We start from the raw sequence: 21,979 nt of genomic DNA on the forward strand, positions 1-21,979 counted from the left end.
AGCTTTCTTCGTTTCGTCAACCGTTTCAGCAACTTTTTTCGCTGCGGTCAGCGCTGCAAACTTCGCTGCGCCAACCTTCCGGTCGACCCCGCAACCCTTGCTGCGTCTGCTTTGCAGCGCCGCGTTGTGTGTTGCGAGGGGGCGAATATTAGGCCGGATTCGCGCACCTTGCAACAACTTTGTCACAACGATCCGCTAGGGGTTCCGGGGATTATGTCGTAAGCCGTTGAGTAGCAAAGGAAATCCCCGAAATGACGAGTGCGGGAGAAACATAATACCCCCGCACTGCCCTCGGGTATTCCCTGATCCGGGCCTTAGCGATGCTGGAAATTCGGGCTGCGCTTCTCGACGAAAGCGGCCATGCCTTCCTTCTGGTCTTCGCTGGCGAAGGTGGCATGGAACAGCCGGCGCTCGAAGTGCACGCCTTCGGCCAGCGTGGTCTCGTAGGCAGCGTTGACCGACTCCTTGATCATCATGACCACCGGCAGCGAGAACCCGGCGATGGTCTCGGCGGCCGCCAGCACTTCGTCCAGCAGCTTGTCGGCCGGCACCACGCGCGACACCAGGCCCGAGCGCTCGGCTTCGGCGGCATCCATCATGCGCGAGGTCAGGCACAGGTCCATGGCCTTGGCCTTGGACACCGCGCGCGGCAGGCGCTGGGTGCCGCCGGCGCCGGGCATGGTGCCCAGCTTCACCTCGGGCTGGCCGAACCTGGCCGAATCTGCCGCAATGATGATGTCGCACATCATCGCCAGCTCGCAGCCGCCGCCCAGCGCATAGCCGGCCACGCCGGCGATCACCGGCTTGCGGATCTTGCGGATGGTTTCCCAGTTGCGGGTGATGTAATCGCCCTTGTACACGTCCATGAAGGAATACTTGGCCATCATGCCGATATCGGCGCCGGCGGCAAAGGCGCGCTCGCTGCCGGTAATGACGATGGCGCCGATGCCCTCATCCTGGTCGAAGGCGGTCAGCGCGGCGCCAAGCTCGTCCATCAGCGCGTCATTGAGCGCGTTCAGGGCCTTCGGGCGGTTCAGCGTGACCAGGCCAACACGGGCACGGGTCTCGACCAGGATGTTTTCGTACGGCATGTCTTCTCCTATGTATTTGCAGGCGGATGGCACCGTCGCCACCGGCTGCGGGCTATTCTGCCACCGGTTGCGGCGTGGCGGCGCAGGCGCCGCCTAGAGCATGTGCGCCAGGAATTCGCGGGTGCGCGCGTGAGCTGGTGCCCCGAACACTTCCTCAGGCAGCCCTTCCTCCAGGATCCTGCCCTCATCCATGAACACGACGTGGTTTGCCACTTCCCGCGCAAACCCCATCTCATGCGTGACAACCAGCATGGTCATATGTTCTTCAGCCAGTTGCCGCATGGTGCGCAGCACCTCCCCGGTCAGCTCCGGGTCCAGCGCGGAGGTCGGCTCGTCGAACAGCATGATGTCGGGCTCCATGGCCAGCGCCCGCGCAATCGCCACCCGTTGCTTCTGGCCGCCTGACAGGCGAGCCGGGTAGCTGTCCCGCTTGGCCAGCAGGCCAACCTTGCGCAGCAGCTCCTCGGCCTTGGGCACGACCGCATCGCGCGCCAGTCCCTTGACGGTCATGGGGGCTTCGATAATGTTCTGCAGCACCGTCATGTGCGGAAACAGGTTGAACGACTGGAACACCATGCCCATCTTCCGGCAGATGCGGCGCACTTCCGCGTCCGCCACATATCTGGCTGCGCCGTCAGGGCCGGCGGCCGCCAGCGCCTCGCCTTCGATTTCAAGGGTGCCGCGGTCGATCACCTCAAGATGATTCAGGCAGCGCAGCAAAGTACTCTTGCCCGAGCCCGAGGGCCCGATCACCGCAGTGACATCCCCCTTGCGCAAGGTCAGGGAGACGCCGCGCAAGACCTCCAATGGCCCGAACGATTTGAAGAGGTCCCGCGCCGCGATCATGATGCCGGGCGCATTGTGGGAATTGGCGCCGGTCGGATTAGTCATCATGTTTGGCATAGCGTTTTTCGAGATTCTGGAAGAACCAGGTCAGAATCAGCGTCATCACCAGATAGAAGAGCGCGGCGACCAGGAAAGGCGTGGTGGTGAAATCACGCTGCACGATGCCGCGCGCGGTGCGAAGAATATCGTTGAGGGCCAGCACGTAGATCAGGGACGTGTCCTTGATCAGCGTAATGGTTTCATTGCTGACCGGCGGCAACACCCGGCTGACCATCTGCGGCAGCACGACCCGCCGCATCGTCTGGAAATAGTTCATGCCCAGCGCCTTGCTGGCTTCATACTGGCCGCGATCGACGGACTTGATCCCGGCGCGGAAGATTTCTGCGAAATAGGCAGCGTAGTTCAGGGCGAAGGCCACCACTGCGGCGGGAAAGTCAGGCAGGCGCACGCCGATGACCGGCACGAACGGCAGCGCGAAATAGATAAACAGCATCTGCAGCATCAGCGGCGTGCCGCGCATCAGCCAGATATAGCCATTGACCAGGCCGCTCAGCCACGGCCATGACGAGATGCGTGCCAGCGCCAGCGCAAGCCCCAGCGGCACCGACAGGGCAAGCGTGATGGCGAATAGTGTGAGCGTGACTTGCGCACCCTGCGCCAATGGCGCCAGAAGAGATAAGACGTAGTCCATGCTCGCGCGAAACAGAAGGAGGTGGGATCCCAGGCGCCGGGCCGGCGCGTGAGTCCGGATGTGGCGCGGCGCCCTGCCGGAACGGCGCAGGGCGTCACGCAGCGTCTGGATTACTTGGTGATGTCAGTGCCAAACCACTGGGTGGCTATGCGGGCCGCCGTGCCATCCTGCTTCATGGAAGCCAGGGTCTTGTCGAGCTTGCCGAGCAGCTCGGCGTCATCCTTGCGTACGCCGACGCCATATTCTTCCGTGCCGAAGTTTTCCTCCAGCACCTTGTATTCGCCGGCACGCTTGCTGATCAGGTAGCGGCCCACCACTTCATCCACCACAATTGCATCGAGGCGGCCGGTCGACAGGTCCATCAAGGCCGTGACGTTATCGCCGAAGGTCTTGAGTTCCTTCAGGCCCGCGGCGACCTGGCTTTCCTTCTTGATCGCATCGACCGCGCTGCTGCCGTCCTGCGCGCCGACGATGCGGCCGGCCAGGTCGGCCTTGGCCTTCACCGGCGAGCTGGCACCGACGATGACGATCTGGTGGTTGGTCATATAGGGCGCGGTGAAGCTGATGTTCTTCTTGCGCTCTTCGGTGATGGTCAGCCCGTTCCACAGCACATCCACGCGCTTGCCGTTGAGTTCCGCCTCCTTGGCGCTCCAGTCGATCGGCTTGAATTCGACCGTCATGCCGAGACGGCGGCTGGCCTCCTTGGCCATATCGATATCGAAGCCGACGAGCTCATTCTTGTCATCGCGAAAACCCATGGGCGGGAAGTTGTCGTCCAGGCCGACAATGATCTTGGTGGCCGTGTCGGCGCCGGCAGCAGGGGCCGCTTCTTTCTTGCCGCACGCCGCAAACAGCGCCACGGACGAAATCAGGAGTAATGCAGCGATCTTCTTCATAGGATTTCCAATGCGAATAGGCGAGCATGCCGGTATCCGCACACAGATGTCGGCCGGCAGGTTTCAGATTGTTGTTGGCAGCGCGATTATAGAGCGACGCCCGCGACCGCCATTGCGGACCCTGCTTGCATTGGAAGGCACGCGCCAACCCGCAGCCGAAAATTAGTGCTAACATTTGCCGACCGACTGGTCGGTTTATTTAAGAGGCGCCGTCGACAACAGCCGCCCGCGCCGACCGCGACAATATCCGGCAGGAGACAATCCAATGCCCCCGATGTCCACCTCCGCTGGCCAGCCGGTCAGCATCGATGCCGGCCCGGTCTTGCTGCAATGGCAGGGCCCGGTGGCCGTGATCACCCTGAACCGCCCCGACAAGCTCAACAGCTTCACCCGCGCGATGCACCAGGCGCTGCAGCAGGCGCTCGACCATGTCGAGGCCGGCGGCGCGCGCGCCCTGCTTTTGACCGGGGCGGGCCGCGGCTTCTGCGCCGGCCAGGACCTGGCCGACCTGGATTTCACGCCCGGGCACATGACCGACCTGGGCGAGCTGATCGATACCTGGTTCAACCCGCTGATCCGCCGGCTGCAGGCACTGCCGCTGCCGGTGGTGGCGGCGGTCAACGGCACCGCGGCGGGCGCCGGGGCCAACCTGGCGCTGGCCTGCGACATGGTGCTGGCGGCGCGCTCGGCCAGCTTTATCCAGGCCTTCGTCAAGATCGGGCTGGTGCCGGATTCGGGCGGCACCTGGCTGCTGCCGAAGCGCATCGGCATGGCGCGCGCACTGGGCCTGGCCATGACCGGCGAGCGGCTGAGCGCCGAAGAGGCCGAGAAATGGGGCCTGGTCTGGGAGACCATGGACGACCCGCTGCTGCCGGAACAGGCGCTGGCGCTGGCCACGCACCTGGCCGGGCAGCCGACCCGCGCGCTGGCCGCGATCAAGCGCGCCATGTATGCCAGCGCCACCGCCACGCTGGACACCCAGCTGGACCTGGAGCGCGACCTGCAGCGCGAGCTCGGCCAGTCGGCCGACTATGCGGAGGGCGTCAACGCCTTCCTCGAAAAGCGCGCACCGCACTTCACCGGCAAGTAAGCCGCGCGGGCCTGCCCGCCCCTCTATATAGGAGACCAGCTTGAAACAGGACCCCCAGGCCCTCGCCGAAGCGGCCGCCGCCGCCATGTATGAAGCCGACACCTGCAGCCGCTGGCTGGGCATCACGGTCGCGGCCGTGCGGCCCGGCTACGCCCGGCTGACCATGCCGGTGCGCAAGGAATTCCTCAACGGCCACGGCATCTGCCACGGCGGCCTGATGTTCACGCTGGCCGATTCGACCTTCGCTTTTGCCTGCAACAGCCATAACATCAACACCGTGGCGGCGGGCTGCAGCATCGAATTCCTCAAGCCCGTGCACGGCGGCGACGTGCTGACCGCCGAGGCCACCGAGCAGGTCCTGTCCGGCCGGCACGGCATCTACGATATCCGCGTGACCAACGCCGCGGGCCAGGTGGTGGCGATGTTCCGCGGCAAGTCGGCGCAGATCAAGGGACACGTGGTGCCGCCGCCTGAAGGGACAGAAGGCGCCTGAGCAATTCCGGCAAGATACTTAAGACCAACGCCCCCGTGCAGGAGACGACATGAGCACGCGCCTGACCGATCTGCCCCTGGATGCGATCGAGACCGCCAGCCGCGCCGAGCTGCAGGCCTTGCAGCTGGAGCGGCTGAGATGGTCGCTCAACCACGCCTACGCCAATTCGCCGGTGTACCGCCGCAAGTTCGACGAAGCCGGGGTCCACCCCGACCAGCTGCGTTCGCTGGCCGACCTGGCGCGCTTCCCGTTCACCAGCAAGCAGGACCTGCGCGACAACTACCCGTTCGGCATGTTCGCCGTGCCGCAGGACCGGGTGGCGCGCATCCACGCCTCGTCCGGCACCACCGGCAAGCCCACCGTGGTCGGCTACACGCTCCAGGACATTGACAACTGGGCCACGGTAATGGCGCGCTCGATCCGCGCCTCGGGCGCGCGGCGCGGCGACAAGGTGCACATCAGCTACGGCTACGGCCTCTTCACCGGCGGCCTGGGCGCGCACTACGGCGTGGAGAAGGCCGGCCTGACCGCGATCCCCTTCGGCGGCGGGCAGACCGAGCGCCAGGTGCAGCTGATCCAGGACTTCAAGCCCGAAGTCATCATGGTGACCCCCAGCTATATGCTGGCGATCGCCGACGAGTTCGAGCGCCAGGGCATCGACCCGGCCAGCAGTTCGCTGCGCGTGGGCATCTTCGGCGCGGAGCCGTGGACGCCGGAAATGCGGCTGGCGATCGAGAAGCGCATGGGCATCTCGGCAGTCGATATCTACGGCCTGTCAGAGGTGATGGGCCCGGGCGTGGCCAATGAGTGCGCCGAGACCAAGGACGGCCCGACCATCTGGGAAGACCATTTCTACCCCGAGATCATCGATCCCGACACCGGCGCAGTGCTGCCCGACGGGGAGTTCGGGGAGCTGGTGTTCACCTCGCTGACCAAGGAGGCGATGCCGGTGGTGCGCTACCGCACCCGCGACCTGACCCGGCTGCTGCCGGGCACGGCGCGTGCGGCATTCCGCCGCATGGAGAAGGTCACCGGCCGCACCGACGACATGATGATCGTGCGCGGGGTCAACGTGTTCCCGTCGCAGATCGAGGAACTCATCCTCAAGCACGCCGAGCTGGCGCCGCACTACCAGTGCGTGCTGACCAAGGACGGCCACATGGACACGCTGACGGTGCGCGTGGAATGCGCGCACGGCAGCGAGCCCGCGCTGGCGCAAGGCGCGCGCGAGCGGCTGGCGCAGGAGATCAAGGCCTATATCGGCGTCACCGCCGGCATCGAGGTGCTGCCTGAGGGCGGCGTCGAGCGCTCGGTGGGCAAGGCGCGGCGGATCGTCGACCAGCGCCCGCGCTGAGGGCCGTCCACCATGAAGAAAGGGCGCCGCGATGGCGCCCTTTTTCGTTGCCGGCTGCTACGCTCAGCTGCGCGGCATCAGCACCCACATGCGGCCGCCTTGCTTCATGCGGCCCGCGGTCTCGCCGGCGGCGTCGCCCGCGCCCCAGAAGAAGTCCGCGCGTACCCCGCCCTTGATGGCGCTGCCGGTGTCCTGCGCGAACATCAGCCGCTGGATCGGCTCGGTCGAGAGCGGACGCGTGGTCGACAGAAACACCGGCACCCCCAGCGGAATGGTGGCCGGGTCGACCGCGATCGAGCGCTCCGCCGTCAGCGGCACGCCCAGCGCGCCCACCGGGCCGTCGTTGCTGGCCGGCAGCTCGCGGAAGAAGACAAAGCGCGGGTTGATGTTGAGCATCTCGTCGACGCGGCCGGGGTTGGCGCGCGCCCAGGCCTTGATGCCCTGCATGGTGGCCTGCGCCGGCGTGATCTCGCCGCGGTCCAGCAGCCATTTGCCGAACGAGCGGAACGGCTGGTCGTTGGTGCCGCCGAAGCCCACCCGCATGATGCTGCCGTCGGCCATGCGGATGCGGCCCGAGCCCTGGATCTGCAGGAAGGCGGCCTCGACTGCGTCATCTACCCAGACCAGCTCGCTGCCGCGCATGGCCGGGTTCTGCAGCAGCTCGGCGCGGGCCGGCAGCGGGCGGTTGCCGAACTGCGCCGGCTTGCGGTACAGCGGCACCTGGAACTTGCCCTGGCGCGTGCGCGAGCCGTGCAGGATCGGTTCGTAGTAGCCGGTGATCAGGCCGTTGTCGGTGCCGTCGCCGTTGAGCACGCGGTAAGGCTGGAAGTTGCTTTCGAAATAGGCGCGCATGGCGTTGAGGTCGCCGGCATCGACCATCATGCCGGCGGCACAGGCGCGGCTCCACTCGGCGCGCTTCTTCAGCGCCTGGCAGCTGGCCTGCAACGCGGGCCAGGCGGCGCGCACGTCGTCCTGGGCCCAGCCGCCGATCTCGGCCCAGTTGGCGGCCTGCAGACTGCCCTTCTGCGACGAGGCCGTCGGCGGCGTGGCCGGGCCGGTCTCGATGCGCGGCGGCGGGCCGCTCATGCAGCCGGCCAGCAGCACGGCCGCGCCGGACAGCGCCAGCCAGCCGCGAACGCGCAGCGAGCGCCAGGGAGAAACTGGGAAAATCGGGAAAGAGTCTGCGTATGCCATCTTGCTATTGTTCAAAGTCCGGGCGGCGCAGCTTGCGGGGCCGATTGCCCCTACAATCCCACCGTCATCCTTCAACCATCGCCTGCGGCCCCGCGGGCCCGCGCTGCACCCGCCATGAGCAAGTTCTTCGAAGCCCATCCCATGCTGCTGTTCGCCCTCGAAGCCGGCGTGGCGCTGTTCCTGCTGATCTTTATCGTGGTCTGGACCATGGGCACGGCGAAAAAGAACCCGCGTCCCACGCGCGCCCCGTCCGAGCATCCGTCGCGCCAACCGGCGCAGGGCAGCGCTGAAGCGCCGCCGCAGGATCAGGACAGCGCATCGCGCCAATAGGTTCCCCGCAGGGTCAGTGCAGCATGCGCGGCAGCACCAGCGCGAATTCAGGGATCGGCACCTCGAAGCGGTGGCCGTCCTCGGCCACGCAGAAGTATTCGCCCTTCATCGAGCCCACCGGAGTCGAGATGGTGGCCCAGCTGGTGTATTCGAAATGCTCGCCCGGCTTGAGCAGTGGCTGGTGGCCGACCACGCCCAGGCCCGCCACTTCCTGCGTGCCGTTGTCGCTGTCGGTAATGACCCAGTGGCGCGAGATCAGCTGCGCCGCCACCTCGCCGGTATTGTGGATGGTGATGGTGTAGGCGAAGGCATGGCGCCCGCGCTCAGGTTCTGACTGGTCCGGGAGGTACTGGGTGCGTACCGAGACGGAGAAAGCGTACTCGCTCATCGTGGGCAGGGCCGGCGTGAGGCGCCAGGCAGGGAAGTGGGTAGCCGCATTGTGCGGGATGGCCGCGGCACGGGCAAGAGCACCGGCAAGATCACCGCGCGCCGGGCAGCGGTAGAATATAGCCCTTTCAGGGCCGGGCCGGGCCGGACGCCCCGCCTGATCCCCTCTGGCGCCCGCCCCTGGGCGCGCCGGAGACGCAAACAGCATTCCCCAGCACCCCACCTCCTAGCCGCCGACATGAGCACGCCCACCTACCGCATCGCCCCGTCCATCCTGTCCGCCGACTTTGCCCGCCTGGGCGAGGAAGTGCGCCGCGTGACCGAGGCTGGCGCCGACTGGATCCACTTCGACGTGATGGACAACCATTACGTGCCCAACCTGACCGTGGGCCCGCTGGTGTGCGAGGCGATCCGCCCGCACGTGACCGCGCCGATCGACGTGCACCTGATGGTGCGCCCGGTGGACCGGATCATCCCGGACTTTGCCAAGGCGGGCGCCAATATCATCACCTTCCACCCGGAAGCCAGCGAGCACGTGGACCGCTCGCTCGCGCTGATCCGCGACCACGGCTGCCAGGCCGGCCTGGTGTTCAACCCGGCCACGCCGCTGCACCACCTGGACCACGTGATGGACCGCCTCGACGTGATCCTGCTGATGTCGGTCAACCCGGGCTTCGGCGGCCAGTCGTTCATCCCGGAAACCCTCAACAAGCTGCGCGCCGTGCGCCAGCGCATCGATGAATACACCGCCCGCACCGGCCGCACCATCCTGCTGGAAGTGGACGGCGGCGTGAAGGTGGACAACATCGCCGAGATCGCCGCGGCCGGCGCCGACACCTTCGTGGCGGGCTCGGCCGTGTTTGGCAAGCCGGATGCGGACGGCGGCTACCGCGGCATCATCTCGGCCCTGCGCGGCGAACTGGCCAAGGCCGGCCAATGACGGAAGGCGTGTTCCTGCGCCGCACTGACTGGCGCGGCATCGAAGGCGTGATCGTCGACCTCGACGGCACCATGGTCGACACCGCGGGCGACTTCCACGCCTCGATCAACGCCATGCTGCTGGCGCTGGGCCGCCAGCACCCCAACCTGGGCCCGGCGGCGCCGATGTCCGAAGCGGAGATCGTCAGCTATGTCGGCAAGGGCTCGGAAAACCTGATCCGGCGCGTGCTGGACGCGCGCTTCTCGCCGCTGCATGCCAACGGCCTGTTCGCCGACGCCTATGCGCTGTACGACCGCGAGTACATCCGCATCAACGGCCAGTTCTCGCAGGTCTACCCCGGCGTGCGCGAAGGCCTGGCGGCGATGAAGGCGGCCGGGCTGCGGCTGGCCTGCGTGACCAACAAGCCCTACAGCTTCACCGAGCCGCTGCTGGCCAAGACCGGGCTGACCCAGTACTTCGAGCTGGTCTACGGCGGCGACGCCTTCCCGCTGCGCAAGCCCGATCCCTTCCCGCTGCTGAAAGTAGCCGACGCCTTCGGGCTGGAGCCGTCGGCCATGGCGGCGCTGGGCGACTCGGAAAACGACGCGCAGGCGGCCCGCGCGGCCGGCATGGGCGTGCTGCTGGTGCCCTATGGCTACAACCATGGCAACCCTGTACAAGCCGTTGACGCCGATGGTATAGTCAACTCCATTGCCCACGCCGCAGCGCTGTTTGCGGCACACTGGGCAGGTCATCGATAGTCCGAATTTCGTCGATCCCGACCAAATCCCAAACATTTCATGTTTCTCAACCGCAAACGCATCTCTTCTGGCAGTGATCGGCAGGCTTGGCCCTGGCGTCGCTGGCGCGCCTCCCAACAGGCGTAAAGTGCGTTCGCGAGTTTGCTGACGAGCCCTCGACCCGAGGGCCTCGCCACACCGGCCTAGCTGCCGGGCATTCCCACCAAAACCCGCCGCAAGCCAGCGTAGCCGCTATATTCGTGTGCTACGTTTAGCTCAAGAACGCGCCGCACGCCCTTCCCCGGCCGTGTGCAGTCTTGTCCGCAAGCCGCTTGCACCACGGCCCGCCAACGGGGCGGGTATCCATTCGCTCCAGCCTGATTGCCGATAAGCGGCGCCGCGCCCCTCCACCGCGCAGCGCGCGCCGCACAAGAGGACCGACATGACCGAACTGGAATTCAAATCGCTGGCCGACCAGGGCTACAACCGCATCCCGCTGATCGCCGAGGCCTTTGCCGACCTGGAAACGCCGCTGTCGCTGTACCTGAAGCTGGCCCAGTCGCAGACCCGCGGCGTCAACACCTTCCTGCTGGAATCGGTGGTGGGCGGCGAGCGCTTCGGGCGCTTTTCGTTTATCGGCCTGCATGCCCGCACGCTGCTGCGCGCCTTCGGCAACCGCACCGAGGTGGTGACCGACGGCAAGGTGGTGGAAACCCACGAAGGCAACCCGCTCGATTTCATCGCCGAGTTCGAACAGCGCTTCAAGGTGGCGCTGCGCCCCGGACTGCCGCGCTTCTGCGGCGGCCTGGCCGGCTACTTCGGCTACGACGCCGTGCGCTATATCGAGAAGAAGCTCGCCGACACGCAGAAGCCCGACGACCTGAACCTGCCGGACATCCAGTTGCTGCTGTGCGAGGAACTGGCCGTCATCGACAACCTGTCGGGCAAGCTCTACCTGATCGTCTACGCCGACCCGACCACGCCCGAGGCCTACCCCCGCGCCCGCCAGCGCCTGCGCGAGCTGCGCATGAAGCTGCGCCAGCCGGTGGACGTGCCGGTCACCAGCCCGTCGGTGCAGACCGAGGTCTACCGCGAATTCGCCAAGGCCGACTATCTGGCCGCGGTGCACAAGGCCAAGGAATACATCATGGCCGGCGACATGATGCAGGTGCAGATCGGCCAGCGCCTGGTCAAGCCCTACCGCGACGCACCGCTGTCGCTGTACCGCGCGCTGCGCTCGCTGAACCCGTCGCCGTACATGTACTTCTACAACTTCGGCGACTTCCAGGTGGTGGGCGCCTCGCCGGAGATCCTGGTGCGCCAGGAAGAGCGCAAGGTCGGCACCAACGGCGACATGCGCAGCGAGCACATCGTCACCATCCGCCCGCTGGCCGGCACGCGCCCGCGCGGCAACACGCCGGAGAAGGACGCCCAGCTCGCCACCGAGCTGCTGCAGGATCCCAAGGAGATCGCCGAGCACGTGATGCTGATCGACCTGGCGCGCAACGATATCGGCCGCATCGCCGAGACCGGTTCGGTCAAGGTCACCGACAAGATGGTGATCGAGAAGTACTCGCACGTGCAGCACATCGTCAGCTCGGTCGAAGGCACGCTGCGCGAAGGCATCAGCAACCTGGACGTGCTGCGCGCGACCTTCCCGGCCGGCACGCTGTCGGGCGCGCCCAAGGTCCACGCGATGGAAATCATCGACGAGCTGGAGCCGCGCAAGCGCGGCATCTATGGCGGCGCGGTGGGCTACCTGTCGTTCGGCGGCGAGATGGACCTGGCAATTGCGATCCGCACCGGCATCGTCAAGGACGGGAACCTCTATGTGCAGGCCGCCGCCGGCATCGTTGCCGATTCGGACCCCGAAGCCGAATGGAGGGAAACCGAAGCCAAGGCGCGCGCCGTGATCCGCGCCGCCGAGCAGGTCCAGGATGGCCTGGACTCCGACATCTGAGAGAACAGGAGACAGACGCCATGCTGCTGATGATCGACAACTACGATTCGTTCACCTATAACCTGGTCCAGTATTTCGGCGAACTGGGCGAAGACGTGCGCACCTACCGCAACGACGAGATCACCATCGAGGAGATCGAGGCGCTCAAGCCGGACCACATCTGCGTCTCGCCCGGCCCGTGCAGCCCGAAGGAGGCCGGCATCTCGGTGGCGGCGCTGCAGCACTTTGCCGGCAAGATCCCGCTGCTGGGCGTGTGCCTGGGCCACCAGGCCATCGGCGAAGCCTTTGGCGGCAAGGTGATCCGCGCCAAGCAGGTCATGCACGGCAAGGTCAGCACCATCGAGACTACGCAGCAAGGCGTGTTCGCCGGGCTGCCCAAGCACTTCGACGTGACGCGCTATCATTCACTGGCAATCGAGCGCGAAACCCTGCCCGATTGCCTGGAGATCACCGCCTGGACCCCGGACGGCGAGATCATGGGCGTGCGCCACAAGACGCTCGCCGTAGAAGGCGTGCAGTTCCATCCCGAGTCGATCCTGTCCGAGCATGGCCATGCGCTGCTGGCCAACTTCGTCAAGGCGCCGCGATGAGACTGCTCGATTCCGCACCTTCCAGCCCGCACCACGCCATCCAGACTGTCAACGAGAACGCCATGATCACGCCGCAAGAAGCCCTGACGCGCTGCATCGAGCACCGCGAAATCTTCCATGACGAGATGCTGCACCTGATGCGGCAGATCATGCAGGGGCAGATCTCGCCGGTGATGGCCGCCGCGATCCTGACCGGCCTGCGCGTCAAGAAGGAAACCATCGGCGAGATCTCCGCCGCCGCGCAGGTGATGCGCGAGTTCGCCAACAAGGTGTCGGTGGCCGATCGCGAGAACTTCGTCGATATCGTCGGCACCGGCGGCGACGGCTCGCACACCTTCAATATCTCCACCGCGTCGATGTTCGTCGCGGCCGCTGCCGGCGCCAAGATCGCCAAGCATGGCAACCGTGGCGTCAGCTCCAAGTCGGGCAGCGCGGACGTGCTGGAAGCGCTGGGCGTGAACATCATGCTGACGCCCGAGCAGGTCGGCCAGTGCATCGAAGAGACCGGCATCGGCTTCATGTTCGCGCCCACGCACCACCCGGCGATGAAGAACGTCGCCCCGATCCGCAAGGAGATGGGCGTGCGCACCATCTTCAATATCCTGGGCCCGCTGACCAATCCGGCCGACGCGCCCAACATCCTGATGGGCGTGTTCCACCCCGACCTGGTCGGCATCCAGGTGCGCGTGATGCAGCGCCTGGGCGCGAAGCACGCCATCGTCGTGTACGGCAAGGACGGCATGGACGAGGTCTCGCTGGGCGCCGCCACCCTGGTGGGCGAACTGAAGGACGGCGAAGTGCGCGAGTATGAGATCCACCCCGAGGACTTCGGCCTGCAGATGATCTCCAATCGCGGCCTGAAGGTGGCCGATGCGATGGAGTCGAAGGAAATGCTGCTTGAAGCGCTGACCAACGTGGCGGGCACCCCGCGCGAGATCGTGTCGCTGAACGCCGGCACCGCGCTGTATGCCGCCAACGTGGCCGACTCCGTCGAAGACGGCATCCGCCGCGCGCGCGAGGCGATTGCCAGCGGCGCGGCGCGCGAGAAGCTCGACCAGTTCGTGCGCGCCACCCAGCAGTTCAAGTAAGAGACGCGACTATGTCCGACATCCTGCAAAGAATCCTGGCCGTGAAGGCCGACGAAGTCGCCGCTGCGCGCAAGAAGCGCGACCTGCCCAGCCTGCGCGCAGAGGCCGAAAGCCTGCGCACTGAACCGGGCCTGGCACCGCGCGGCTTTGAGCGCGCGCTGCGCGAGAAGATCGCCGCCGGCCAGGCCGGCGTGATCGCCGAGGTCAAGAAGGCATCGCCATCCAAGGGCGTGCTGCGCGAGCACTTCGTGCCCGAGTCGATTGCCGAAAGCTACGCCAGCCATGGCGCTGCTTGTTTATCGGTGCTGACCGACGTGAACTTCTTCCAGGGACACGCCGACTACCTGAAGCGCGCCCGCGGCGCCTGTCCGCTACCGGCCCTGCGCAAGGACTTCATGGTCGACCTGTACCAGGTCTATGAAGCGCGCACCTGGGGCGCCGACTGCATCCTGCTGATCGTCGCCGCGCTGGACCCGGGCCTGATGGCCGACCTGGAAGCCTGTGCGCTCGAGCTCGGCATGGATGTGCTGGTGGAAGTGCACGGCGACGACGAGCTCGACGCGGCACTGCGCCTGAAGACCCCGCTGCTCGGCGTGAACAACCGCAACCTGCGCACCTTCGAGGTGTCGCTGGACAACACCCTGGACCTGCTGCCGCACATGCCGGCCGACAAGCTGGTGGTGACCGAGTCCGGCATCCTCGGCCCGGCAGATGTGAAGCGCATGCGCGATGCCAACGTGCATGCCTTCCTGGTCGGTGAGGCGTTCATGCGGGCGCCGGATCCGGGCGTGGAGCTGGCGCGGCTGTTTGCCTGAGCCATGGCCCAGGAAATCGAACTCAAGCTGGCCGTCCCCGACGACGCGCTGGCCCCGCTGGCCGCCTGGCTCGACGCCAACGGCGCGCCGCAGGGCGAGGCCACGCTGCTCAACGTCTACCTCGATACCCCGGAGCGCGACCTGGCGCAGGCGCGTGCCGCGCTGCGGTTGCGCCGCAAGGGCGAGCAATGGCTGCAGACACTGAAGACCGCCGGCAGCAGTCAGGGCGGCCTTGCCACGCGCCATGAATGGGAGGCAGAGATCGCCGGCGAGGCCATCGAGCTGCAAACCTTCCCCGCGGAAGCGCAAACCGTGCTCGCGCCACTGATCGGCCGGCTGGCGCCGGTGTTCCGCACCGACTTCGTCCGCCGCACCTGGCTGGTCACGCAGGACGGCGCGCGCATCGAGGCCGCGCTCGACTCCGGCACCATCACCGCGCCGGCCGCCACCGCGCAGGAACCCATCCAGGAACTCGAACTGGAATGGCTCGACGGCGACGCCGCGCACGCGGCCGATGCCCTGCGCGCCTTTGCCGCGCGGCTGACCACCGTTGCCGCGCTGGCACCCTCGGACCTCAGCAAAGCCGCGCGCGGCTACCGCCTGGCGGGAATCGCCGAAGGCAAGGCCTCATAATCGCGGTTTTCCCGCCAAGCTTTCCTCACCCATGCAAGCCGATCTCTTCGCCGCCGAAGCCCCCCGCGCCCCCGGCGAACCGTCCCCTGCGGCCAGCCTGCAGGTCCAGGCCGACGCCCTGCCCGCCGCCTGGCGCACATTGATGGACCCGTGCATCCGCGTGCCGGCGTGGCAGGAACTGGCCGCCTTTGTCGACTGCGAACGTGCCGCTGGCAAGCCGGTGTTCCCGCACCATGTCTTCCACGCGCTGCACCTGACCCCGCCCGACGCGGTCAAGGTGGTGATCCTGGGCCAGGATCCCTACCACGGCACCGGCACGGTCGGCGGCGTGGAGCTGCCGCAGGCGCACGGGCTGGCGTTCTCGGTGCCGGAGGGCATCAAGGTGCCCCCCAGCCTGCGCAACATCTTCAAGGAAATCGCCGCCGAGTTCGGCGCCAACGGCAACGGCGCGCCGCGCACCTCCGGCAACCTGGAAGGCTGGGCGCGCCAGGGCGTGCTGCTGCTCAACACCGTGCTGACGGTGGAACAGGGCCAGGCCGCCAGCCACGCGCGGCGCGGCTGGGAAGCCGTCACCGATTGCCTGATCCAGAACCTCGCCGCCAGCCGCCCGAATCTTGTGTTCATGCTGTGGGGCAGCCACGCGCAGGCCAAGAAGCCGCTGCTGGGCGCCGGCCACTGCGTGCTGGAAGCGCCGCATCCGTCGCCGCTGTCGGCGCACCGGGGCTTCCTGGGCTGCGGGCATTTCCGCGAGGCCAACCGCTGGCTGGAAGCGAACGGCCGCACGCCGGTCGACTGGACCGCCGCCTAGTCCATCAGATCGTCGGCCGGAACTCGAAGCCGCCAAACTCCCCTTCCCCAGGCCCGACCTCGACCAGCGTCACCTGCGCCGCCGGCGGGCCCTGTTCCATCCACGCCTGCAGGGCTTCGAGCTGCTTGACCGTGCCGTGCGCCATCACCTCGACGGTGCCGTCGACCCGGTTTCGCACCCAGCCGCCAAGCCCCAGGTCGTCCGCCGCGTCGGCGCAGGCGGCGCGGTAGCCCACGCCCTGCACGCGCCCATGTGCGACCAGGCGCCAGGTTTCCTTCTTCATGGCTTTTCTCTTTGAGCGCACGCCGGCAGCGTGCGCGATCTGTCATCCACACCAAGTAAACTAGACCGCCATGCCGGGCGTTACAAAGGGATGCGCGCCGCCCGGCGTGAAGCCGGCGGCATGCGGGCTTTGCCATTGTCCGCCGGGGCCGCGAACCAGGGCCGGGCCACAAGCCCTGCCATCCAAGCTCGATACACCCCGAGAAGCGCCCATGATGCCACCCGCCGACCGCCGCGCGGCCCAACCCGCCCCTGGCTTTGACAGCCAGCTGCTGCGCGCCCCGCCCAACCGCTTCGACCTCGCGCTGCTGCCGATCATCCTGGCCGTGATCGTGATGGTCGCGTTCGCCGCGCAGCAGATGAACGCCCCGTTCCAGCCCGACCAGCAGCTGGCGGTGCACCTGGACGTGGCCTACCTGCCCTACTACCTGATGCGCACCAGCATCCGCATGCTGGCGGCGCTGGCGGCGTCGCTGCTGTTCTCGCTGGCCTTTGCCGCGCTGGCGTCAAAGAGCCGCACGGCCGAGAAGGTGCTGGTGCCGGCGCTGGACATCCTGCAGTCGATACCCGTGCTGGGCTTCCTGTCGATCACCGTGACCGGCTTTATCGCCCTCTTTCCCGGCAATATCGCAGGGGTGGAGTGCGCGGCGATCTTCGCCATCTTCACCTCGCAGGCGTGGAACATGGCGTTCAGCCTGTACCAGTCGTTCCGCACCATCCCGGGCGACTTGCTGGAAGCGGCGGCCATGTTCCGGCTGTCGCCGTGGCAGCGCTTCTGGCGGCTGGAAGTGCCGTTCGCCATGCCGGGGCTGCTGTGGAACATGATGATGTCGATGTCCGGTGGCTGGTTCTTCGTGGTGGCGTCCGAGGCGATCTCGGTATCCGGCCACGATATCCGCCTGCCCGGCATCGGCTCCTATATCGCGCTGGCGATCCAGCAGCAGGACCTGGCCGCGATCGGCTGGGCCATCCTGGCGATGCTGGTGGGCATCCTGCTGTACGACCAGCTGCTGTTCCGCCCGCTGGTGGCATGGGCCGACCGCTTCCGCTTCGAGACGCTGGCGCAGGACAAGCTGCCGCAGTCGTGGCTGCTGGACCTGCTGCGCCGCTCGGCGTGGGTGGGTGCGATGCTGGCGCAGACGGCGGCGCTGGCCGGGCGCACGCTGGCGTGGGGCGCACGCCGCGGGCAGGCCCCGGCGCAGTCGGACAATCCGCGGCGCGCGCTGTGGCTCGGCCGGCTGCGCGACGCCGTGATCGTGCTGGTGGCATTGGCCGCGTTGCTGCGCGTGGGCTACTTCGTGCACAGCGAAGTGGGCTGGGCCGAAGTCGGGCATGTGCTGTGGCTCGGCACGATTACGATGGTGCGCGTGGTGGTGCTGATCGCGCTGGCGGCGCTGGTGTGGGTGCCGATCGGCATCCGCATCGGCCTGAACCCGGAGCTGGCGCGCATTGCCCAGCCGATTGCGCAGTTCCTGGCCGCCTTCCCGGCCAACCTGATGTTCCCGCTGGCGGTGATGCTGATCGTGCGCTTCGGGCTGAACCCGGAGATCTGGCTGAGCCCGCTGCTGATCTTCGGCACGCAGTGGTACATCCTGTTCAACGTGGTGGCGGGGGCGTCGGGCATTCCCACCGAACTGAAGCTCGCCGCGCGCAATTTCGGCCTGCGTGGCTGGCTGCTGTGGAAGCGCTTCCTGATCCCCGCGGTCTTTCCCAGCCTGCTGACCGGGCTGGTGACGGCCGCCGGCGGCTCATGGAACGCGAGCATCGTGTCCGAGTACGTGACCTGGGGCGACCGCACCATCGTCGCCACCGGGCTCGGCAGCTATATCGCCGAGACCACCGCGCGCGGCGACTTCCCGCGCATTGCGCTGGGCATAGTCGTGATGGCGCTGTTCGTGGTCGGCTTCAACCGGCTGCTGTGGAACCGCCTGTATCAACTCGCGCAAGAGCGCACCCGCTTGTAAGGCAACGATGGCAGAGAACATTGCATCCACCGCCGCCCCCGCCGTGATCGAGCTGCGCGGCGTCGGCAAGATCTTCCGCACCGCCAGCCAGAGCGATCGCGCCGTGCTCGAAGGCGTGGACCTGACGCTGCGCGAGGGCGAGATCGTCGCCATGCTGGGCAAGTCCGGCTCGGGCAAGTCCACGCTGTTGCGCATCATGGCCGGGCTGGTCGGCGCCGACCGCGGCGAGGTGCATTTTCGCGGCGAGCGGCTGGCCGGCACCGCCGAGGGCATCGCCATGGTGTTCCAGTCGTTCGCGCTGTTCCCGTGGCTGACGGTGCAGCAGAACGTTGAGCTGGGGCTCGAAGCCCAGGGCGTGCCCAGGGCCGAGCGCGAGCGCCGCGCCGAGGCCGCGATCGACATGATCGGGCTGGCCGGCTTCAACAGCGCGCTGCCGCGCGAGCTGTCGGGCGGCATGCGCCAGCGCGTGGGCATTGCGCGCGCGCTGGTGACCGAGCCGGACCTGCTGCTGATGGACGAAGCCTTCTCCGCCCTGGACGTGCTGACCGGCGAGACGCTGCGCGACGAGATGCTGGCGCTGTGGGAAAGCGGGCGCGCCAATATCCGGAGCATCCTGATCGTCTCGCACAATATCGAAGAGGCGGTGATGATGGCCGACCGCATCGTGATCCTGTCGAGCGACCCGGGCCGCATCCGCGCCGAAGTGCCGGTTGCGCTGCCGCGCCCGCGCAACCGCGACAGCGCGCAGGTGCGCGCGCTGGTCGACGAGATCTACGCGCTGATGACCGCCCCCGCGGCCGAGGCACGCGTGCCCGCGCAAGCCCCCGCGCGCCAGATCGGCTACCGCCTGCCGGATGCCGACATCAGCCAGATGGAAGCCATCCTCGACCTGCTGTGCGAGGCGCCCTTCGACGGCCGCGCCGACCTGCCCCACCTGGCCGACGAAGCCGGCCTCACCGACGACGAACTGCTGCCCGCGTGCGAAGCGCTGCAACTGGTGAAGCTGGTGGCGATCGAGCGCGGCGATATCACCGCCACCGAGGCCGGCCGCACCTACTATGCCGCCGAGCCGCAGCAGCGCAAGACGATCTTTGGCCAGCAACTGCTCGGCAACGTGGCGCTGGCCGCGCACATCCGCCGCGAGCTGGTGGCCAGCGAAGCCGGCGAGATCCGCGAGGAACAGGTGCTGAACGAGCTCGAGCAGTTCCTGAAGGCGGCCGAGGCCGAACGCGTGCTGAGCGTGGCGATCGGCTGGGGGCGCTATGGCGAGATCTTTGAGTACAGCTACAACAGCGGCATGCTGACACTGCCCGAGGAGGAGCTGCCGCAGGGGCAAGGGGCTTAAGCCCAGGCTCAAGCCACACCCACGGTCTTCAATCGCGCTGCTAAGCGCGCGCCCGCATGGCGCGGCCGATCGCACCGGTGCGCAGCGCGATCTTGGCCGCGTCCTCGCGCAACGCGCGCAGGCGGCGCTCCAGCACCGCATTGGCCGGACGGCCGGTGGAGCTGGCGGTGGGACCGGCCTCATGGCTGGATTCGCCGGCGGCGGCCGCGTGCACCAGCACGTCGGTGCGGCGCTTGTCGGCCGAATCGGCCAGGCGGGCGCGGCGTTCGGCGACGGCATCCTCGGCGGCCTCGGCGACTTCGGTGCTGACGGTGGCCGCTGCCGGTTCGGCACCGGCGGCAGCTTCAGCGGGGGTTTCGTCCGCCTTGTCCACAACCGCAGGCGCTGCCGCCTTGCGTTCCACCGGCGTTTTCCCGCTGCGGATAAAGCCCGCGCCACGACCGCCGCCCCGCTCATCGGCATGCAGCCGCTCGCTGGCCACCTGCAGGCTGTGGCTGGCGGCCTCGGTGGCCTGCTCGATCGCGGCTTCCGCGGCCGGAATATCGAGCTCGTCATAGTGCTGGCGCACCTGGATGCGCGCCGACGCCACATGCGCCGCCACCAGGTAGTTCTGCACGATAAAGCGGTTCAGGTTGTCCACCGCGCGGTGCCGGCTCTTGGGCTCGTCCAGCATGCGCTGGAACGACGAGATCAGCGCCGACAGGTTGTCCATGAACTGCTTGCGCTGCACGCGGTAGGCAAAGTCATCCTTGGTCCGGCGCAGCAGCAGGTCACGCGTGGCGCCGATATAGCGGCGGTTGGCCTGTAGCACGCCTTCCACCAGCTTGGGGATGGCGCGGTACTCCCAGCTCGGCAGCACAAAGCTGAACAGCGAGGCGATGATGCCGCCGATCACCGTATCCACCAGCCGCTCGCCCGCCACGGTGGGACTCCCCGGCATCAGCAGGTGGATCTGGATCAGCACCTGGATGCAGGCGGCGATCGCGGTATAGCGGTACTTGATGGTCACGAACGCGGCGCTGGCCACCAATGACAGGAACAGCACGCCCAGCAGGATCAGCGGCTGGTGCACCACCTTCAGGATCGCGACCGAGACCACGCAGCCGATCAGCGTGCCGATCACGCGGTCGTTGTAGCGCTGCTTGGTCATGCTGAAGTTGGGCTTCAGGATGACGATGATGGTCAGCAGGATCCAGTAGCTGTGCGATACATAGGGCACGTGCTCGGCGATCCACAGCCCCAGCGACACCGCCATCGAGATCCGCAGCGAGAAACGGAACGCCGGCGAACTCCACTTCAGGTTGTCGCGCAGCACGCTGAACTCATACTTCTGGCGCGTCAGGAACGGCGTCATGTCCGAGCCGGGCAGCACCCTGGCCGGCTCCACCGGCGTGCGCGACGCTTCGTGCAGCTGGCCGACCAGCGTGATCGCGCCGCGCATCATGTCGAGCGTTTCAACCAGCGCCGTCATCGCCGCCGGGTTGATATGGTGGTGGCGCAGCTGCGCGATCTCGGCCTCGACCGCGCGCAGGCCCGGGCGGTATTCCACCGTGGCGTACGAGGCGCGGCCGCGCGTGACCTCGTAGGCAATCTCTTCCACGTCCTTGCACATCTGCAGCACCAGCCCGCGCAGGTGGTCCAGCACCGGCGTGCCGGCAAACGTCTGGCGCAGCAGCGGATAGTCGGTGTTGGTCGACAGGATGTACTCGTACAGGTCGAGCATGCGCATGTGCACCTGCACCAGCAGCCCGTCGTGCGGGGTGCGGTTGCCGCGCAGCACCAGGTCGCGCGCGGCCTGCTGGCGCTCGGCCACCACGATCTGCTGGCGCACCAGCTGGTTGAACTGGGCCTCGTAGTCGTTGCCGGCGTCGTAGAAGCCGGCCTTGATCTCAAGATAGCCGGCCAGCTCATACAACGATTCGGCCAGCACCTGCTGCTTGGTGCGGCGCTCGGTGATCCAGCTCACCAGCATCGCATAGCCGAGATAAGCGACCGCGCCGATGCTGAACAGCGCCGCGTGCTCCAGCGCGCGCCGCACCAGGAAGTCTTCGTTGATGGTCAGCGTCATCACGAACAGCGCCGCGAACTGCAGCGGCAGCGTCTTGTTGCCGTACACCGTCATCATGCCGGCCAGGAACGTCACCAGCACCAGCAGGAACGGCATCACGCGCGGGAACGGCGTGGCCAGCGCCACCACCAGCGTGACCACGCTGCACAGCAGCACGCTGGCCAGCATCTCGTTGAACTTGTGGTTCAGCGGGCTGGGCAGGTCCATCAGGCTGGTGCACAGCGCCCCCATCGACACCACCATCGCGGTGGGCAGGTCGCTGAAGTGCAGCGCGATCAGCGTGGCGCCGATCACCCCGGTGGCCGAGCGCAGCCCCCGGTAGACGTAGTGCGAATACAGGAAGGTGCGGGGATCGTGCGCGTATTGCATGCAGCGGGGGCGATGGAGTGCGGTGG

General features: G+C 67.2%; 23 protein-coding genes. 14 read left to right on the plus strand and 9 right to left on the minus strand.

Going from position 1 to position 21,979, the window contains the following annotated elements; translation table 11 throughout:
• From AC07UK_RS19965 to AC07UK_RS19985, 5 genes are all read right to left on the minus strand, one after another.
• Positions 1 to 186, minus strand: a 186-nt coding sequence (locus AC07UK_RS19965) for a hypothetical protein (RefSeq protein WP_494687825.1), incomplete at its 3' end; no start/stop codon positions are given.
• Positions 187 to 314: 128 nt separating this feature from the next.
• Positions 315 to 1,091: an enoyl-CoA hydratase gene (locus tag AC07UK_RS19970; RefSeq protein ID WP_494687824.1), complete on the minus strand. Its 777-nt coding sequence runs from the start codon at positions 1,089 to 1,091 to the stop codon at positions 315 to 317.
• A 93-nt stretch (positions 1,092 to 1,184) separates the two neighbouring features.
• Positions 1,185 to 1,937 carry an amino acid ABC transporter ATP-binding protein gene (locus AC07UK_RS19975; RefSeq protein ID WP_494687826.1) on the minus strand — a complete coding sequence of 251 codons (753 nt, stop codon included), beginning with the start codon at positions 1,935 to 1,937 and terminating at the stop codon, positions 1,185 to 1,187.
• Between the two features lie 37 nt (positions 1,938 to 1,974).
• Entirely contained in the window at positions 1,975 to 2,628 is a 654-nt protein-coding gene (locus tag AC07UK_RS19980; RefSeq protein ID WP_013958103.1) for an amino acid ABC transporter permease, read from the minus strand.
• A gap of 110 nt (positions 2,629 to 2,738) precedes the next feature.
• Positions 2,739 to 3,524, minus strand: a complete 786-nt coding sequence (locus tag AC07UK_RS19985) for an amino acid ABC transporter substrate-binding protein (RefSeq protein WP_494687823.1) — start codon at positions 3,522 to 3,524, stop codon at positions 2,739 to 2,741.
• Positions 3,525 to 3,789: 265 nt separating this feature from the next.
• On the opposite strand from AC07UK_RS19985, the gene paaG reads away from it, so the two are divergent.
• Genes paaG through paaK form a run of 3 tightly spaced genes read left to right on the plus strand, consistent with a single transcriptional unit; the run spans position 3,790 to position 6,461 of the window.
• Positions 3,790 to 4,614: a 2-(1,2-epoxy-1,2-dihydrophenyl)acetyl-CoA isomerase PaaG gene (gene paaG / locus AC07UK_RS19990; RefSeq protein ID WP_494687822.1), complete on the plus strand. Its 825-nt coding sequence runs from the start codon at positions 3,790 to 3,792 to the stop codon at positions 4,612 to 4,614.
• Between the two features lie 40 nt (positions 4,615 to 4,654).
• On the plus strand, positions 4,655 to 5,107 hold the full coding sequence (gene paaI, locus AC07UK_RS19995) for a hydroxyphenylacetyl-CoA thioesterase PaaI (protein ID WP_436222723.1): 453 nt from the start codon (positions 4,655 to 4,657) through the stop codon (positions 5,105 to 5,107).
• A 49-nt stretch (positions 5,108 to 5,156) separates the two neighbouring features.
• The gene (gene paaK / locus AC07UK_RS20000) at positions 5,157 to 6,461 is read left to right on the plus strand and encodes a phenylacetate--CoA ligase PaaK (protein ID WP_436222724.1); all 1,305 of its coding nucleotides are present in this window, start codon (positions 5,157 to 5,159) and stop codon (positions 6,459 to 6,461) included.
• 63 nt (positions 6,462 to 6,524) lie between these two features.
• Here paaK and mltA read toward each other — a convergent pair whose 3' ends face one another.
• Positions 6,525 to 7,655 carry a murein transglycosylase A gene (gene mltA / locus AC07UK_RS20005; protein WP_436222725.1) on the minus strand — a complete coding sequence of 377 codons (1,131 nt, stop codon included), beginning with the start codon at positions 7,653 to 7,655 and terminating at the stop codon, positions 6,525 to 6,527.
• A gap of 114 nt (positions 7,656 to 7,769) precedes the next feature.
• On the opposite strand from mltA, the gene AC07UK_RS20010 reads away from it, so the two are divergent.
• Positions 7,770 to 7,985, plus strand: coding sequence for a hypothetical protein (locus tag AC07UK_RS20010; protein ID WP_041228161.1), 216 nt, complete (start codon positions 7,770 to 7,772; stop codon positions 7,983 to 7,985).
• 13 nt (positions 7,986 to 7,998) lie between these two features.
• On the opposite strand, the gene apaG is transcribed toward AC07UK_RS20010, so the two are convergent.
• A complete protein-coding gene (gene apaG, locus AC07UK_RS20015; protein ID WP_010809905.1) occupies positions 7,999 to 8,373 on the minus strand; it encodes a Co2+/Mg2+ efflux facilitator ApaG/CorD in 375 nt (124 codons plus the stop codon).
• A gap of 237 nt (positions 8,374 to 8,610) precedes the next feature.
• On the opposite strand from apaG, the gene rpe reads away from it, so the two are divergent.
• The 8 genes from rpe to AC07UK_RS20055 all read left to right on the plus strand — a co-directional run bounded on the left by rpe (position 8,611) and on the right by AC07UK_RS20055 (position 15,925).
• Positions 8,611 to 9,312 carry a ribulose-phosphate 3-epimerase gene (gene rpe / locus AC07UK_RS20020; protein ID WP_010809904.1) on the plus strand — a complete coding sequence of 234 codons (702 nt, stop codon included), beginning with the start codon at positions 8,611 to 8,613 and terminating at the stop codon, positions 9,310 to 9,312.
• Positions 9,309 to 10,052 carry a phosphoglycolate phosphatase gene (gene gph / locus AC07UK_RS20025; RefSeq protein WP_494687821.1) on the plus strand — a complete coding sequence of 248 codons (744 nt, stop codon included), beginning with the start codon at positions 9,309 to 9,311 and terminating at the stop codon, positions 10,050 to 10,052. The genes rpe and gph overlap by 4 nt, the downstream gene beginning before the upstream one ends.
• A 421-nt stretch (positions 10,053 to 10,473) precedes the next feature.
• Positions 10,474 to 11,991, plus strand: coding sequence for an anthranilate synthase component I (trpE, locus tag AC07UK_RS20030; RefSeq protein ID WP_494687820.1), 1,518 nt, complete (start codon positions 10,474 to 10,476; stop codon positions 11,989 to 11,991).
• 20 nt (positions 11,992 to 12,011) lie between these two features.
• Positions 12,012 to 12,581, plus strand: a complete 570-nt coding sequence (locus tag AC07UK_RS20035; protein ID WP_035819767.1) for an aminodeoxychorismate/anthranilate synthase component II — start codon at positions 12,012 to 12,014, stop codon at positions 12,579 to 12,581.
• Between the two features lie 62 nt (positions 12,582 to 12,643).
• Positions 12,644 to 13,669 (plus strand): anthranilate phosphoribosyltransferase, encoded by a 1,026-nt coding sequence (trpD, locus tag AC07UK_RS20040; RefSeq protein WP_436223118.1) that lies wholly within the window; start codon positions 12,644 to 12,646, stop codon positions 13,667 to 13,669.
• Between the two features lie 11 nt (positions 13,670 to 13,680).
• Positions 13,681 to 14,484, plus strand: a complete 804-nt coding sequence (gene trpC, locus AC07UK_RS20045; protein ID WP_494687819.1) for an indole-3-glycerol phosphate synthase TrpC — start codon at positions 13,681 to 13,683, stop codon at positions 14,482 to 14,484.
• A gap of 3 nt (positions 14,485 to 14,487) precedes the next feature.
• Positions 14,488 to 15,117: a CYTH domain-containing protein gene (locus AC07UK_RS20050; protein ID WP_436222729.1), complete on the plus strand. Its 630-nt coding sequence runs from the start codon at positions 14,488 to 14,490 to the stop codon at positions 15,115 to 15,117.
• Between the two features lie 31 nt (positions 15,118 to 15,148).
• On the plus strand, positions 15,149 to 15,925 hold the full coding sequence (locus AC07UK_RS20055) for a uracil-DNA glycosylase (RefSeq protein WP_494687818.1): 777 nt from the start codon (positions 15,149 to 15,151) through the stop codon (positions 15,923 to 15,925).
• A 4-nt stretch (positions 15,926 to 15,929) separates the two neighbouring features.
• Here the strand turns inward: AC07UK_RS20055 and AC07UK_RS20060 are convergent, their stop codons facing one another.
• The gene (locus AC07UK_RS20060; protein WP_436222731.1) at positions 15,930 to 16,208 is read right to left on the minus strand and encodes an acylphosphatase; all 279 of its coding nucleotides are present in this window, start codon (positions 16,206 to 16,208) and stop codon (positions 15,930 to 15,932) included.
• Between the two features lie 211 nt (positions 16,209 to 16,419).
• Here AC07UK_RS20060 and AC07UK_RS20065 point away from each other — a divergent pair, with 211 nt between their 5' ends.
• The gene (locus AC07UK_RS20065) at positions 16,420 to 18,171 is read left to right on the plus strand and encodes an ABC transporter permease (RefSeq protein WP_494687817.1); all 1,752 of its coding nucleotides are present in this window, start codon (positions 16,420 to 16,422) and stop codon (positions 18,169 to 18,171) included.
• Between the two features lie 7 nt (positions 18,172 to 18,178).
• Positions 18,179 to 19,516 carry an ABC transporter ATP-binding protein gene (locus tag AC07UK_RS20070; RefSeq protein ID WP_436222733.1) on the plus strand — a complete coding sequence of 446 codons (1,338 nt, stop codon included), beginning with the start codon at positions 18,179 to 18,181 and terminating at the stop codon, positions 19,514 to 19,516.
• Positions 19,517 to 19,556: 40 nt separating this feature from the next.
• Here AC07UK_RS20070 and AC07UK_RS20075 read toward each other — a convergent pair whose 3' ends face one another.
• Positions 19,557 to 21,953 carry an FUSC family protein gene (locus AC07UK_RS20075; protein WP_436222734.1) on the minus strand — a complete coding sequence of 799 codons (2,397 nt, stop codon included), beginning with the start codon at positions 21,951 to 21,953 and terminating at the stop codon, positions 19,557 to 19,559.
• Positions 21,954 to 21,979 lie beyond the last annotated feature (26 nt).

The sequence above is a fragment of the Cupriavidus sp. GW821-FHT07C08 genome (assembly GCF_059419025.1).

What these genes read in the sequence shown, in the direction of transcription:
- AC07UK_RS19970 (WP_494687824.1), bottom strand. Translation starts at nt 1,091, where the DNA reads ATGCCGTACGAAAACATCCTGGTCGAGACCCGTGCCCGTGTTGGCCTG.
- AC07UK_RS19975 (WP_494687826.1), bottom strand. Translation starts at nt 1,937, where the DNA reads ATGATCGCGGCGCGGGACCTCTTCAAATCGTTCGGGCCATTGGAGGTC.
- AC07UK_RS19980 (WP_013958103.1), bottom strand. Translation starts at nt 2,628, where the DNA reads ATGGACTACGTCTTATCTCTTCTGGCGCCATTGGCGCAGGGTGCGCAA.
- AC07UK_RS19985 (WP_494687823.1), bottom strand. Translation starts at nt 3,524, where the DNA reads ATGAAGAAGATCGCTGCATTACTCCTGATTTCGTCCGTGGCGCTGTTT.
- paaG (WP_494687822.1), top strand. Translation starts at nt 3,790, where the DNA reads ATGCCCCCGATGTCCACCTCCGCTGGCCAGCCGGTCAGCATCGATGCC.
- paaK (WP_436222724.1), top strand. Translation starts at nt 5,157, where the DNA reads ATGAGCACGCGCCTGACCGATCTGCCCCTGGATGCGATCGAGACCGCC.
- mltA (WP_436222725.1), bottom strand. Translation starts at nt 7,655, where the DNA reads ATGGCATACGCAGACTCTTTCCCGATTTTCCCAGTTTCTCCCTGGCGC.
- AC07UK_RS20010 (WP_041228161.1), top strand. Translation starts at nt 7,770, where the DNA reads ATGAGCAAGTTCTTCGAAGCCCATCCCATGCTGCTGTTCGCCCTCGAA.
- apaG (WP_010809905.1), bottom strand. Translation starts at nt 8,373, where the DNA reads ATGAGCGAGTACGCTTTCTCCGTCTCGGTACGCACCCAGTACCTCCCG.
- rpe (WP_010809904.1), top strand. Translation starts at nt 8,611, where the DNA reads ATGAGCACGCCCACCTACCGCATCGCCCCGTCCATCCTGTCCGCCGAC.
- gph (WP_494687821.1), top strand. Translation starts at nt 9,309, where the DNA reads ATGACGGAAGGCGTGTTCCTGCGCCGCACTGACTGGCGCGGCATCGAA.
- trpE (WP_494687820.1), top strand. Translation starts at nt 10,474, where the DNA reads ATGACCGAACTGGAATTCAAATCGCTGGCCGACCAGGGCTACAACCGC.
- AC07UK_RS20035 (WP_035819767.1), top strand. Translation starts at nt 12,012, where the DNA reads ATGCTGCTGATGATCGACAACTACGATTCGTTCACCTATAACCTGGTC.
- trpD (WP_436223118.1), top strand. Translation starts at nt 12,644, where the DNA reads ATGATCACGCCGCAAGAAGCCCTGACGCGCTGCATCGAGCACCGCGAA.
- trpC (WP_494687819.1), top strand. Translation starts at nt 13,681, where the DNA reads ATGTCCGACATCCTGCAAAGAATCCTGGCCGTGAAGGCCGACGAAGTC.
- AC07UK_RS20050 (WP_436222729.1), top strand. Translation starts at nt 14,488, where the DNA reads ATGGCCCAGGAAATCGAACTCAAGCTGGCCGTCCCCGACGACGCGCTG.
- AC07UK_RS20055 (WP_494687818.1), top strand. Translation starts at nt 15,149, where the DNA reads ATGCAAGCCGATCTCTTCGCCGCCGAAGCCCCCCGCGCCCCCGGCGAA.
- AC07UK_RS20060 (WP_436222731.1), bottom strand. Translation starts at nt 16,208, where the DNA reads ATGAAGAAGGAAACCTGGCGCCTGGTCGCACATGGGCGCGTGCAGGGC.
- AC07UK_RS20065 (WP_494687817.1), top strand. Translation starts at nt 16,420, where the DNA reads ATGATGCCACCCGCCGACCGCCGCGCGGCCCAACCCGCCCCTGGCTTT.
- AC07UK_RS20070 (WP_436222733.1), top strand. Translation starts at nt 18,179, where the DNA reads ATGGCAGAGAACATTGCATCCACCGCCGCCCCCGCCGTGATCGAGCTG.
- AC07UK_RS20075 (WP_436222734.1), bottom strand. Translation starts at nt 21,953, where the DNA reads ATGCAATACGCGCACGATCCCCGCACCTTCCTGTATTCGCACTACGTC.